This window comes from Nitrosovibrio tenuis, assembly GCF_900109785.1.
Lineage (GTDB): Bacteria > Pseudomonadota > Gammaproteobacteria > Burkholderiales > Nitrosomonadaceae > Nitrosospira > Nitrosospira tenuis_A.
Genome location: NZ_FOBH01000013.1, coordinates 53,708 through 67,151, shown reverse-complemented (window position 1 = coordinate 67,151; position 13,444 = coordinate 53,708). Strand labels below are relative to the sequence as shown.

The 13,444-nt window shown below is 54.0% G+C and carries 12 protein-coding genes; 9 read left to right on the top strand and 3 right to left on the bottom strand.

Features of this window, described 5'->3' with window-relative positions; genetic code table 11:
* Positions 1 to 362: 362 nt before the first annotated feature.
* The 3 genes from ubiE to BMX00_RS12680 form a co-directional block, all read right to left on the bottom strand.
* Positions 363 to 1,097 (bottom strand): bifunctional demethylmenaquinone methyltransferase/2-methoxy-6-polyprenyl-1,4-benzoquinol methylase UbiE, encoded by a 735-nt coding sequence (gene ubiE, locus BMX00_RS12690; protein WP_090829386.1) that lies wholly within the window; start codon positions 1,095 to 1,097, stop codon positions 363 to 365.
* 48 nt (positions 1,098 to 1,145) lie between these two features.
* A complete protein-coding gene (locus BMX00_RS12685) occupies positions 1,146 to 1,562 on the bottom strand; it encodes a gamma-butyrobetaine hydroxylase family protein (RefSeq protein ID WP_090829385.1) in 417 nt (138 codons plus the stop codon).
* A gap of 344 nt (positions 1,563 to 1,906) precedes the next feature.
* Positions 1,907 to 2,416, bottom strand: coding sequence for a DUF1269 domain-containing protein (locus tag BMX00_RS12680; protein WP_090829384.1), 510 nt, complete (start codon positions 2,414 to 2,416; stop codon positions 1,907 to 1,909).
* A 391-nt stretch (positions 2,417 to 2,807) separates the two neighbouring features.
* Here BMX00_RS12680 and BMX00_RS12675 point away from each other — a divergent pair, with 391 nt between their 5' ends.
* The 9 genes from BMX00_RS12675 (at position 2,808) to BMX00_RS12635 (ending at position 13,227) form a co-directional block, all read left to right on the top strand.
* On the top strand, positions 2,808 to 3,932 hold the full coding sequence (locus tag BMX00_RS12675) for an S-(hydroxymethyl)glutathione dehydrogenase/class III alcohol dehydrogenase (protein ID WP_090829383.1): 1,125 nt from the start codon (positions 2,808 to 2,810) through the stop codon (positions 3,930 to 3,932).
* A 77-nt stretch (positions 3,933 to 4,009) separates the two neighbouring features.
* Positions 4,010 to 5,114, top strand: a protein-coding gene (gene prfB, locus BMX00_RS12670) for a peptide chain release factor 2 (protein WP_143053107.1) whose coding sequence is annotated in 2 segments (ribosomal slippage) — positions 4,010 to 4,090 and positions 4,092 to 5,114 — 1,104 coding nt in all. Because the reading frame shifts where the segments join, the coding sequence is not laid out codon by codon here.
* Positions 5,115 to 5,119: 5 nt separating this feature from the next.
* The gene (lysS, locus tag BMX00_RS12665; protein ID WP_090829381.1) at positions 5,120 to 6,697 is read left to right on the top strand and encodes a lysine--tRNA ligase; all 1,578 of its coding nucleotides are present in this window, start codon (positions 5,120 to 5,122) and stop codon (positions 6,695 to 6,697) included.
* Between the two features lie 388 nt (positions 6,698 to 7,085).
* Positions 7,086 to 8,174, top strand: coding sequence for an urease accessory protein UreH domain-containing protein (locus BMX00_RS12660; protein ID WP_090829397.1), 1,089 nt, complete (start codon positions 7,086 to 7,088; stop codon positions 8,172 to 8,174).
* Between the two features lie 40 nt (positions 8,175 to 8,214).
* Positions 8,215 to 10,617, top strand: a complete 2,403-nt coding sequence (locus tag BMX00_RS12655; RefSeq protein WP_090829380.1) for a heavy metal translocating P-type ATPase — start codon at positions 8,215 to 8,217, stop codon at positions 10,615 to 10,617.
* A gap of 39 nt (positions 10,618 to 10,656) precedes the next feature.
* Positions 10,657 to 10,866: a heavy-metal-associated domain-containing protein gene (locus BMX00_RS12650; RefSeq protein ID WP_090829379.1), complete on the top strand. Its 210-nt coding sequence runs from the start codon at positions 10,657 to 10,659 to the stop codon at positions 10,864 to 10,866.
* The gene (locus BMX00_RS12645; RefSeq protein ID WP_425433904.1) at positions 10,850 to 11,161 is read left to right on the top strand and encodes a metal-sensitive transcriptional regulator; all 312 of its coding nucleotides are present in this window, start codon (positions 10,850 to 10,852) and stop codon (positions 11,159 to 11,161) included. Before BMX00_RS12650 ends, BMX00_RS12645 begins: the two co-directional genes overlap by 17 nt.
* Before the next feature lie 54 nt (positions 11,162 to 11,215).
* Positions 11,216 to 11,950 carry a c-type cytochrome gene (locus BMX00_RS12640; protein WP_245728063.1) on the top strand — a complete coding sequence of 245 codons (735 nt, stop codon included), beginning with the start codon at positions 11,216 to 11,218 and terminating at the stop codon, positions 11,948 to 11,950.
* On the top strand, positions 11,950 to 13,227 hold the full coding sequence (locus BMX00_RS12635) for a c-type cytochrome (protein WP_090829377.1): 1,278 nt from the start codon (positions 11,950 to 11,952) through the stop codon (positions 13,225 to 13,227). The genes BMX00_RS12640 and BMX00_RS12635 overlap by 1 nt, the downstream gene beginning before the upstream one ends.
* Positions 13,228 to 13,444 lie beyond the last annotated feature (217 nt).

The window sequence follows — 13,444 nt, the reverse complement described above, 5'->3', positions numbered from 1 at the left end:
AATTATTAATAAATCAACTGTCTTAGGAAAAATGCATCCAGACATTTTTAATCCCTTATCTAGAGGTTCCATCTTGGAAAGCACAGAATCTGTATGTAAGAAGCTACAGGTAGTCGCGAATTGCACGAGATGAACGAGAACGGTTGTCTGTTTATTTGCTTACCCGAAGCCTAGCTATTCCATCTAAAAATTGAATACTTGAATAACGGGCAATTTCCCTGTTGAATTTGTCTACACTTCGGCACTAGAGGTGCCATATTGCGCTCCCGGGCATCGTAGACCTGGCTACGACCTATGTCGTGCGCCTTGTGATCATCCCGATTTTACCCGCAACATACTCCGCGAAGATTTAGTAGGATTCTCTAGAATTTGTAGCCTCGATGCAGGGCAACCACACCGCCGGCCAGATTGAAATACCCTACCCGTTCAAATCCCACCTGTTGCATTAATTGTTTCAATTCTTCTTGAGAAGGATGCATACGGATGGATTCGACCAGATAACGGTAGCTGTCGCGATCCTTGGCAATAAGACCACCCATCGCTGGGAGCAGATTGAACGAGTACGCATCATAAAGACGTTGGAGCGGTTTCCAAACCTTGGAAAATTCAAGTACGATGACACACCCGCTGGGGCGGAGTACCCGTAACATTTCCTTCAATGCCCCGTCCTTGTGTGTCATGTTTCTGAGACCAAAAGCGACGCTCACGCAATCGAAATAGTCACTCGGAAATGGCAGCTTTTCGGCATCGCACTGCGCTACCGGCACAGCCGTGCCTTGATCCAATAAACGGTCACGGCCCAGTGTAAGCATGGAATTATTGATATCGGTAAGCCAGACCTCCCCACTGCCTCCTACATGCTCCACAAATAAGGCACTCAGGTCGGCAGTGCCGCCGGCAATGTCGAGTACCCGTCCGCCTTTCTTGATGCCGCTCGCTTCCACGGCAAAACGCTTCCAGAGCCTGTGCATGCCTGCTGACATGAGGTCATTCATCAGGTTGTATCGTTCTGCAACCGAATCGAATACGCCTGCTACCCTGCGGGCTTTCTCTGCTTCAGCAACGGTATGGAAGCCGAAATGAGTGGTTTTTGTCATGAATGCTCAATTTCCATTAGAGTAGTTATTTTTCATATCGAACGAACCCTACTTCGTTCCCGACCGTTGATCTGATGCATGTAAACGCCCAACGGGGTCGCGGCTGGCACCTGCCTCATCCATTCGGTGCAGGTATCGCTGCCACATTTCATCCTGATGCATGCCATATTCATGGAGCAGATCCCACGAGTAGAGTCCCGTGTTGTGGCCATCGGAGAAATTCAGCTGGATTGCATAATTGCCCACCGGTTCAATATGGTTGATATTGACCTCTTTCTTGCCGGTTTGCAGCACCTCCTGACCCGGACTATGACCCCGCACCTCCGCCGAAGGAGAATAGACGCGCAAGAATTCACATGGAAAATGGAAAGTCTTGCCGTTGCTGAACGAAATTTCCAGTACCCTGGATTTTCGATGCAGTTTTATTTCGCTGGGATAGGGGGTTTCTTTGCTTAGCCCTGCCATCGCGACATCCTATGGTTGGAAACCGCGAATGATAAACCAGCAGATGCAAAACTAAAACCCTGGGAAGTTTTTTAAGGCAGAGTCACGGCAGGCATTGCCAACTCAAACTGCCCAAGTCGGGCGCGTCAGCATAGTATGAGGTAACGGTTTATGATATTCGGAAGTACAGTCAGATGATCCGCTCGCAGCGAGCAATCCACCACGCCACAGCCGCAGCATTGTTCTGCTGCGATGCCTGATTGCTCACTGCGTCCGCCTGGCAAATACACTGATTCCCCCTGTTGACAGCGGAAAGATTAGCTCGCGCTTTGGTCGATGCAGCGCCTGATTCGTTGCGCCGCTGGTCAAGGAAACGCCGGTATTTTTGGTTCCGTTCCCTCTATGTCAACCTGAGGCAAGTGTACTTTTACAAGAGCCTCGATCTCCTCAACCCGATCTTTCGGAACATCGGCCATAACCAATAGCTGACCGGCCTCAATCTCATCTTCAAACTCCTTGATCCTCGAGCTGCCGGTACTTGCACCTATCATTCCGCCAGCCCACGCGCCCACTCCCGCCCCTGCGAGCGCGCTTCCCAGCAGAATACCGCCTGCTATGACGGTTGAAGCAGGGGGAAGCGCAATGGCGACCAATCCGGCCAGTACGCCAGCCGATCCGCCGAGCGCCAGGCCACGCTCCACTGCGGGAATAAAGTCGCTTTTCTGAAATAGATTAGCCTCGGGCAAATCCTCTAACTCAGTACCGCGCTTTGCGATTACGTGAATGTGCCGCTCTTCGATGCGCGCAAGAAGCAGGTCATCGACAATGCGTTTAGTGGTGGCAATGTCGGGAACGAGAAAGTAAATTCGTCGCATGATGATCTCCTGAAAGTTTTAAAACATAATTACCCAACGCAGAGATTCAGCACAGAGATTCCGCCGGCTTGAATTCATCATAGGATGGCTCAACCGAAAAAGCAAACCATCGTCCTCATCCCGTTATGGTAGGGAGTCGGCAATATAGTCGTGTCTGGCTACCGGCTGCCAGCGATCTAAATACTGCGATCTAAATACTGCGAACTGAACACCGCGAACTGAACGCTGACCCGAACTGCACCGCTCATTGCAGTTTTGGCGCCGACAAGATATCGGCGATATATTATGATGGGTTGCTGTACTCATTACGAAGATTGTTCAGCAGGGCACGGGTTACGTAGTGCGGAACCCGCATACTCATCAGATCAGTAGTCACAGGGAGAGCGGTTACATGGAAGCAATAAAAACTCGAGCGGCCGTGGCCTGGGGTCCGGGTCAGCCTTTGAGCATTGAAGAAATTGATTTATTGCCGCCGCGGCGAGGCGAAGTACTGGTGCGCATCGTTGCCACCGGAGTCTGCCATACCGATGCATTTACGCTGTCGGGAAGAGACCCTGAGGGCAAGTTTCCCATCATCCTTGGGCATGAAGGCGGCGGCATCGTTGAGGCGCTGGGCGAGGGCGTGACGAGTGTGGAAGTGGGCGATCACGTTATCCCGCTTTACACCCCGGAATGCGGCCAGTGCAAATTCTGCAAATCTGGAAAAACCAATCTCTGCCAGGCCATTCGAGCCACGCAGGGGCAGGGACTGATGCCCGATGGGACGACGCGTTTTTCCAAGGGCGGAACACCCGTTTACCACTATATGGGCACGTCAACCTTCTCCGAATATACGGTGATACCTGAAATCGCGCTCGCAAAAATCAGCAGGGAAGCGCCGCTGGAAAAAGTCTGCCTGCTCGGGTGCGGCGTGACCACAGGCTTGGGCGCTGTCGCCAACACTGCAAAAGTAAAAGCAGGTGATACCGTAGCGGTCTTCGGCCTGGGCGGCATCGGGCTCGCCGTGATCATCGGAGCGGTGCTGGCAAAAGCCGGGCGCATTCTCGCAATCGACATCAATCCTGAAAAATTTGAAATTGCGCGCCAGCTAGGGGCTACCGATGTGGTGAATCCCAAGGATTATGACAAGCCGATTCAGGATGTGATTGTCGAAATGACGGGCGGCGGGGTTGATTTTTCCTTCGAATGCATCGGTAATGTCAAAGTCATGCGCTCAGCCCTGGAATGCTGCCATAAAGGTTGGGGAGAATCGGTCATCATCGGCGTTGCGGGGGCGGGCGAAGAAATCTGCACTCGCCCTTTTCAACTGGTAACGGGCCGCGTCTGGCGTGGCTCGGCGTTTGGCGGGGTGAAGGGCCGCACCGAACTCCCCCGGTACGTGCAACGCTATCTGGACGGAGAATTCGAACTTGATACCTTTATCACTCACACCATGGGGCTGGAGGATATTAATAAAGCATTTGACCTGATGCACGAGGGTAAATCGATCCGTACGGTAATTCACTTCAATAAATAAACCGCCAGCGTGGTTTCGCGCCGAAGGCAATACCTCACGTGCTTTCTGTATAATTGATCCCTTTTTGGAAAAGCGCCATGGAAGCGGAACAGATTAACTCCATCGACTATCAGCTTAGCGATCTCGATAGCCGGGCAGCAGAATTACGGAGGTATCTTTGACTTCGATACCAAACAAACACGGCTAAACGAAATCACCCGCCTGACCGAAGACCCCGCCATCTGGGAGGACAATAAACGGGCTCAGGAGTTGGGCCGCGAAAAAAAACTGCTGGAAGACGTCGTCATCGGATTGCGAACGGTCGCGCGTCAGTTGGACGATGCCCGGGACCTGTTCCAGATGGCTGAAGAAGAGGATGACGACGCGGCCCTCCTCAGCATTCAACGCGATCTCGGGAAAGTGGAAAAAACCGTTGCGGATATGGAGTTCCGCCGTATGTTTTCCAATCCGATGGATCCCAATAATTGCTTTGTCGATATTCAGTCCGGCTCCGGGGGGACTGAAGCCCAGGATTGGGCAGCCATGCTGGAGCGCATGTACTTGCGCTATTGCGAGCGCCGCGGCTATAGCGTGGAAATCATGGAAGAGTCGCCCGGCGAGGTGGCGGGCATCAAGAGCGTAAGCCTGAAGGTGTCAGGCGAGTATGCATATGGCTACCTTCGCACGGAAACCGGCGTGCACAGGCTGGTGCGCAAGTCTCCGTTCGACTCCGGCAACCGCCGCCATACGTCGTTTGCCAGCGTGTTTGTTTATCCCGAGGCAGACGAGACCATCGAAATAGACATCAACCCGGCGGATCTGCGCGTGGATACATTCCGCGCATCCGGTGCGGGCGGCCAGCATATCAATAAGACAGACTCGGCCGTTCGTATCACCCACAACCCCACGGGTATCGTCGTGCAGTGCCAAAGCGGCCGTTCGCAGCACCGCAACCGCGCGGATGCCATGTCAATGCTGAAATCGCGCCTGTACGAGGCTGAGCTGCGCAAGCGCAACGAGGAGAAACAAGCGGTGGAAGACAGCAAGACAGATATCGGCTGGGGTCACCAGATCCGCTCGTACGTACTGGATCAGTCCCGCATCAAGGACCTGCGCACGGGGGTTGAAAGCGGGAATACCCAGGCTGTCCTCGACGGAGGACTGGATGAGTTTATTGGGGCCAGTTTGAAACAAGGAATTTAAGGAATATGGGTAAAAATAAGGACGAGCTTAATGACCTTAAAAGAATTGATGAGCTTGATCAAATAAAAGATCGAAGCGTGCGTCAAGAGGCGGAACGAGCTGTTATTGACACGTGGTCACTTACAGAAGAGCGTCGCGCCAAGCTTGCTGCGCTGCGAGAGGCTGGCAGCGCGTTCCCCAATGATTTCCGCCGTAGCGACTTGGCAGCGGATCTGCATTACCACTATGCGAATTATTCCGGCGAAGCACTGGAAGCGGAGCCTCGTACAGTAAGCGTGGCAGGGCGCATGATCCTCAAGCGCGTCATGGGCAAGGCGAGCTTCGCCTCCATCCAGGATATGAGCGAGCGCATCCAGCTATATATCGCCACCGACGTTGCTGGTGCGGATACGCACGCTGCATTCAAGCATTACGACCTGGGAGACATCCTTGGAGCTGAGGGTACTCTGTTTAGGACCAGGACCGGCGAACTGTCGGTGCGCGTGACCAGTTTGCGTCTGCTGACCAAATCCTTGCGGCCTCTGCCGGAAAAATTCCACGGGCTGACCGACCAGGAACAGAAATACCGCCAGCGTTACCTCGACCTGATCACCAATGAAGATAGCCGCAAGGTATTCATAACGCGATCCAGGATCATGCAGGCCATTCGCGAATGTCTCGGTGCTCGCAGCTATCTGGAAGTTGAAACGCCGATGATGCACCCCATCCCCGGCGGGGCGGCGGCACGGCCTTTCGTCACGCACCACAATGCGCTCGACACGAAACTGTATCTGCGCATCGCGCCGGAGCTTTACTTGAAGCGACTGGTAATTGGCGGTATGGAACGCGTGTTCGAAATCAACCGAAGCTTCAGGAACGAGGGCATTTCGACCCGGCACAACCCCGAATTCACCATGCTGGAATTTTATGAAGCCTATCAGGATTATGCATATTTGATGGATTTCACGGAAATCATGCTGCGCGAGATAGCGGAAAAGGTCTTAGGTACAACCAGGATAACTTACCAAGGACGTGAAATCGATCTGGTGCAACCGTTCGAACGGCTTACGATCACCCAGGCCATTCAAAGGTTTCATCCTGAGTATACCGACGCGCAACTGGGCGACCGTGCATTTCTCATCGCCAAGCTGGATGCACTGGGTATTTCCTATAAACCGGCGGATGGCATCGGCGGATTACAGCTCACGTTGTTTGACGAAACTACCGAACATCTACTGTTTGAGCCCACTTTCATCATTGACTATCCGGCCGAGGTGTCCCCCCTTGCCCGGCGAAAAGACTCAAACCCTTCCGTCACCGACCGGTTCGAGCTTTACATTGCCGGTCGCGAAATTGCCAATGGTTTTTCCGAATTGAACGATCCGGAGGATCAAAAGGCACGCTTCCAGGAGCAGGCCCGCGCCAAGGAAGCGGGCGATGCCGAAGCCATGCATTATGACGCGGACTATATCCGCGCGCTCGAATACGGCCTGCCTCCCACCGCCGGCGAAGGTATCGGCATAGACCGGCTGGTGATGCTCTTCACCGATAGCCCAAGCATTCGCGATGTAATCCTGTTTCCGCAACTGCGGCGGGAAGACTAAAGATAGTGGGGATTTCGGACTCAGATCAACTATCAAACCTTATCTTTTAAGACACCCTAAAAAAAGCCTCAACGGGCATTCCTAAATCATTTTTTGGGCGATCAAAATCTCGTCCAGGTCTCTCATCTTGAACACCCGCAATGCTCTCCACGGAGATCCGTTCAGAGGCTCTCTATATACCCCTCATAAGTATTGACATATACCCCATTAGGGTATATGGTAAGCACCAATAACTGGGGATTTCCTGGATTCCGTGCTCCGGAACGGGACTATTCCAGGTAATCAACATCCGGACATACAGCTCCGTGAAACGAGAATTCCTGGTGAATGGCTCCAGGCAGGTTGGCTTGGGATGGCACTGTTATCACATAACATCATGGTGCGCAAAATGGCTATCAAATCAGTCCATCTGAAAATCAAAGGCATGCATTGCACCGGTTGCGAGGAAACCATCGAGAATGCGGTAGGCTGCCTGCCCGGCGTGAAGAAAGTAAAGGCGGATTATGCGAAAAGGACTGTCGACGTCGAATTCGACGGCAAACTCATCGGGGATAGCGGCATTCGCCACACAATTGAAGAAAAAGGTTATGAGTTTGAAAGTGCATCCATCAATAATTCAAATCGACATATACAAAATGGGCTGATTTTTTTGTTCTTCCTACTGGTGGTGGGTGGCGTCACCTTCTGGGGCAAAAGTATGGTACCGGGGCTGATAGGTGAGATGAATTCCAGCCTCGGCCACGCCATGTTGTTTTCCATCGGATTTTTTACGGGCTTTCATTGCATCGGTATGTGCGGCGGCTTTGTGGTCGGCTACGCAACCGCGGGCGGACCGCAATCCGCTGTTACCACCACGACACGCCATCTGATGTACGCCACCGGCAAAACTGCTTCTTATACGGCTATCGGCGGCGCTATGGGTTTATTGGGCTCCGTCATGACTTTCACACCTTATATGCGGGGTGTAATCAACCTTGCAGCGAGCATTTTCGTAATCATTTACGGCCTGAAAATGCTGGACGTTTTTCCTGCACTGCGCGGGTTCACCTTGCGCTTACCTCGCTATGTGACGAAAGGCGTCGCGAATGAGTTGCGGGGTCAACGGAATCCGCTGGTGATAGGGTTGTTGAACGGCTTCATGCTGGGTTGTGGCCCTTTGCAGGCCATGTACATCATGGCTGCGGGAACCGGCAATCCGCAGGAAGGGGCAACGATGCTTTTCTTTTTTGGCCTGGGTACATTGCTGCCGCTCCTGAGTTTCGGCCTGATTGCCAGCAGCGTCTCCCGAAGCATCATGCGTCAACTGGTAATGGCGTCCGCCATTCTCGTTATCGCCATGGGCCTGATGATGGCGGACCGGGGACTCAAGCTGACTGGGTCCGGGTATGACGTTAACTCGCTGTTATCTAGTTGGCAGCAGCAGGTGACGCCAGCGGACAATCACCTGGATTCGAGGAATGATGTCCGGCAGCGCTAAGCAGCCATTTGCCGCGTAAATAGTTCCAGACGCCAAATTTATGAATTCACTTACGCTCAAGCAAATAGAACTGGCTATTGAAGGCATGACCTGCACAGCCTGCGCGGCACGGATCGAGAAAACGCTAAATAGACTCCCCGGCGTTCGTGCGGCAGTCAATTTCGCCAGCGAAAAAGCACGGGTGGAATTCGATGCCGCCATGATTCAACCTGAAGACCTGGTCCGTTCGATCGAAAAAACGGGATTTCATGTGGTTCCGCAATCGGTACAGCTTCAGATCAGCGGGATGACCTGTGCGACCTGCAGCAACCGTATCGAAAAGGCGTTGAACAGTCTTCCCGGCGTTACTGCTACCGTCAATTTGGCCACGGAAGCAGCTCACGCCAGCTTCAGTCCCGGCGCTGTGGCAGTGGACGAGTTGCTCGCCGCCGTTGCCAGGTCAGGCTATAAAGCCAGCGAAATCAGCGAAGCCAGCCGGACCGAAGAAAAAGCGCGCAGACTTGCCGCTTACCATGCTGAAATGCGGATATTCTGGATTTCGGCCATTCTTACTCTTCCGCTGGTACTGCAAATGGCAGCAATGTTTAGCGGCGGGCACGAAGAAATTCTGCCGCGTTGGCTGCAACTGCTGCTGGCCACGCCGGTGCAATTCTGGGTCGGCAAACGCTTCTATATCGCTGCATGGAACGCGCTGCGAGGCGGCGGCGCCAACATGGATGTGCTGATTGCGCTTGGCACCAGCATGGCGTACTTTTTCAGTGCGATCGTGACCTTGTTGGCACTGGATCAGCATGTGTATTTTGAGGCAAGCGCGGCCATCATTACGCTGGTACTGTTGGGCAAATTGATGGAAGCCCGCGCCAAAAGCAAGACTTCGGCAGCCATCGAGGAACTCATCAGGTTGCAGCCCAAGATCGCCCGGGTTGAACGCGATGGTGAAATCGTCGAAGTGGACGCAAGCACCCTCAAGACGGGTGATATTTTTATCGTGCGCCCGGGTGAGTACCTGCCGGTGGACGGCGTGGTCATCGAAGGAACATCCAGCGTGAACGAGGCAATGCTGACTGGCGAGAGTCTGCCTGTCGCAAAACGGGCCGGCGTAAAGGTCTATGCTGCTACCCTGAACCAGCAAGGTTTGCTCAAATGCCGCGCGACCAGCGTCGGCGCACATACCCAGCTTGCAGCCATTATCCGCCTGGTCGAAGAAGCACAGGGCTCCAAGGCCCCGATCCAGCGATTGGCCGACACCATTTCGGGGATATTTGTGCCGGTGGTGGTGACGCTCAGTGCAGTGACGTTGATCTTTACATGGTGGCTGGCAGGCGATTTCGTTCCAGCCCTGATCAATGGGGTAGCGGTACTGGTTATTGCCTGCCCCTGTGCATTGGGACTCGCTACGCCAACCGCAATAATGGTCGGGACAGGACGCGGTGCGCAAGTCGGCGTGTTGGTGAAAAATGCTGCCGCGCTGGAACAAGCAGAAAAAATTCAGGTTCTGATCGTGGACAAAACCGGCACCCTGACGGAAGGCAGGCCCACAGTTACGGATATTGTTTCAACAGGATCAGTTACCGAGCGCGATTTACTGCAACTTGCCGTCACCCTTGAGCAGGGGTCCGAGCATCCCCTCGCAAAAGCGGTAATGGATTATGCCGCAAGCATGGATATCCGGCCTCGAACGATGAGCGATTTTAGCGCGGTTACCGGCGGCGGAATTACCGCCCGTATTGATGGCGTGGAGTATATTCTCGGGTCGCCCGGATTTCTGCAGGAACATGGCGCGTCCCCGGACAATAACGCAATAGCTGTTCTCCAGGCGAAAGGCAAAACCGTCGTAGGCTTAGCCAGTGCTGCTACTGTATCCGGCAGCGGATTTGAAGTTCTCGGCTATCTCGCCATTGCCGACCGGTTGCGAAGTACCTCCGCGCCAGCGGTAGAACGGCTGCAAGCGATGGGCATCGAGGTCATGATGTTGACTGGCGATAACGCCGCCACCGCAGCCGCCATTGCCAGGCAGGCGGGCATCACCGTCTACCGTGCGGAAGTGCTGCCGCAAGAAAAGGCTGCCGAAGTGGGCAAAATAAAATCAGACGGTAAGTTTACCGGTATGGTTGGTGATGGCATCAACGATGCGCCGGCATTGGCTGCGGCTGATGTAAGTTTTGCCATCGGTGCAGGCTCCGACGTGGCGATTGAAGCTGCTGACATAACGCTCATGCGTAACGACTTGATGAGTGTGGCTGACGCCATTTCACTTTCGCGCGCGACGCTGAGGAAAATTCGCCAGAACCTTTTCTTCGCCTTCATCTACAACATATTCGGCATACCGCTTGCAGCGATAGGATTGCTTAATCCTGTCATTGCTGGCGCGGCAATGGCAATGAGTTCGGTATCGGTGGTAAGCAATTCACTGTTGCTGAAACGATGGCGGGCTGGTGCTTGAGCAACCCCTTCATTTAACCCAACTGAAAGGAGTCATAAAATGGAAACAGAAGTCATAAAAGTCAAGGGAATGACGTGCTCGGGGTGCGTCAATAGCGTGAAGAACGTCCTGGAGAAACTGCCCGGTGTGAACAGCGCAGATGTTTCCCTCGAACAGAAACAGGTCACAATCCGGTATGACGCCGCCGCAGCCAATACCGACCAGTTCAAGGATGCGATCAAGGGGGCCGGTTTTGAAGTCGCCAGTTAGGAAGGAATCGTGTCACGACCCCCGGACGGTGGTGCAACCAGACAAGGGGGCGCTGATACGGCGCCTCAACCGTATCGAAGGCCAGGTGCGCGGCGTCAACAAGATGGTATCGGAAGACCGATATTGTGTTGATATCCTGAACCAGGTCGCTGCGCTGCAGTCCGCGTTGGATGCGGTGGCCATGCTGTTATTGGAGAGCCATACCCACGGCTGCATGCAGGGTGCGATCAAGTCCGGTAACGGAGATGAGGCAATTGATGAGCTGATGGCTGTGGTGAGGAAATTTGCACGGTAGCCAACAGTCAATAGGCTCCTGGGCGCTTCACGGAGGCAGCTTCACGGAGATAAAATGAGACCGCTTGCACTGATTTTGCTGATCGCTAGCTTGTTTTTTACCTGCTCCGCCATTGCCGCCGGCATTCCTCCGGTTGAGGTTCCCAATACGATGGCGGAGCGGGTCAAAGCATGTGTCATCTGCCACGGTCCGGAGGACAAGGAAGGAAGAGATGCATACTATCCGCGCATCGCTGGCAAGCCAGAAGGCTACCTTTTCAATCAGCTGCGCAATTTCCGGGACGGCCGGCGTCACTATCGGCCCATGGCCTTACTCCTGGAAGGTTTGCCCGATCAATATCTGCGGGATATGGCCGCGTATTTCGCTTCACTGAGGCAGGCTTTCCCCCCGCCCGAACCGATAGGCTCCTCACCTGCCGAAATCGAGCTGGCCCGCAGGCTTATCATGCGGGGCGATCCTGTCAGGAAAATTCCCGCGTGTGTCGAATGTCATGGCCGGGATTTAATGGGGACAGCGCCTTTCATTCCGGGTTTGCTCGGTCTGCCACGTATCTACATCCTTGCTCAATTCGGCAACTGGCGAAATGGCGGTTTGATGCGCGGACAGACCCCCGACTGCATGTCGGAAATTGCAAAACAGCTCACTGCCGACGAGGCAACGGCCGTTGCAAAATGGTTGGCGGCACAGCCGGTTTCGGAGGCGCTTTTAAAGCACGAGGGTCCACCATCAGCCCTCCCTGATAAATTGGCCAGACGTTGCAGCAGCGTTCTTCAATCCCCAGGGCTGTAATGAAACGCGCCATCATCGTTACTGTGATCGCCGGGCTCATAGGTCTTGCGATGTTCCTGATACCTGTCGATCCGCCCCCCGAGGCCAAGGAACAGTCAATGACAAAGACAGATAACATTGTGCAACGGCAAGCTCGGGGCGCCTATCTCGCACAAGTTGGCAATTGCATGGGATGCCACACGATGCAGGGTGGACAACCTTACGCAGGAGGGCACAGCCTTGCGACCTCCATCGGTACATTCGTCACGCCTAATATCACACCCGATCAGGAAACCGGCATCGGACGATGGAGTGAAGACGACTTCTGGCGGGCTCTGCACGACGGCAAAGGACGCAATGGCAGCCCTTTATATCCCGCGTTTCCGTATACCGAATATACTAAAATCACGCGTGAAGATTCCAACGCTATCTTCGCCTATCTTCAGTCGCTTCCTCCCATTCAGCAGCGCAATCCACCGAACCGGATCAATTTTCCATTCAACCTCCGCCCACTTATTTATGTCTGGCGCGCCTTTTACTTCGAGCAAGGCATTTATCAGCCTCAAGCTGCAAAGAGTGATGAATGGAATCGCGGTGCCTATCTGGTGCAAGGCTTGGGACATTGCAACGCTTGCCACACAGCTCGGAATCCATTCGGTGCAAGCCAGGGCAATATACTGGGAGGCGGGCAACTCATGGGCTCCAACTGGTATGCACCTTCACTGACCTCCCTCCAGGAGGCCAGCACGGCCGACTGGCCGATCGAGGACATCATTGAATTACTCACCACGGGCTTGTCATACCGCGCAGTCGCAACAGGACCCATGGCAGACGTCGTCAGCCAAAGCCTTCAGCATCTAACGAGTGATGATGCCCGTGCAATGGCTGTGTATCTGAAATCCTTGCCCGAGACCGATCCGCATTCCAGGGGAGTAGCGCCTCCACTTACGGAGGAAGTCGACAAGCTGCTCCAACGAGGCGGCGAGCTCTACGAGACACATTGTCAGGATTGCCATGGAAATCTGGGACAAGGTGCACCGGGCGCCTATCCAGCGCTGACAGGCAACCGTGGCATTATGCTGGCGTCCCCGATTAATGCAATTCGCAGCATTCTCAACGGGGGTTATGCGCCGGTCACTATAGGCAATCCTCGTCCTTACGGTATGCCGCCGTTTGCACAAGTTCTGCATGATGAAGAAATCGCATTGGTTTTGTCGTATATCCGTAACGCATGGGGTAACCGCGGCACTCTGGTTAGTGCGGTTCAGGTTGACCGGAGCCGGAAGGGTGCGCAATGAAGTAGTTGGCTCAAGTTTACCCGTGGTGGTTGCCCGTCCCGGCCCCCTGCAGAGATAACACGTACCCTCCGAGTCACATCGCAAATTCACGCTGAGGCGTTGGATATGCTATCGCTGCTGGCCGCCCGGCCGTTTCTTGAATTCGTTGGAGAGCACTGATTTATACCCCTAATGGGTATTGACATATACCTAACTGGGGTATAGTATATAAACGTAA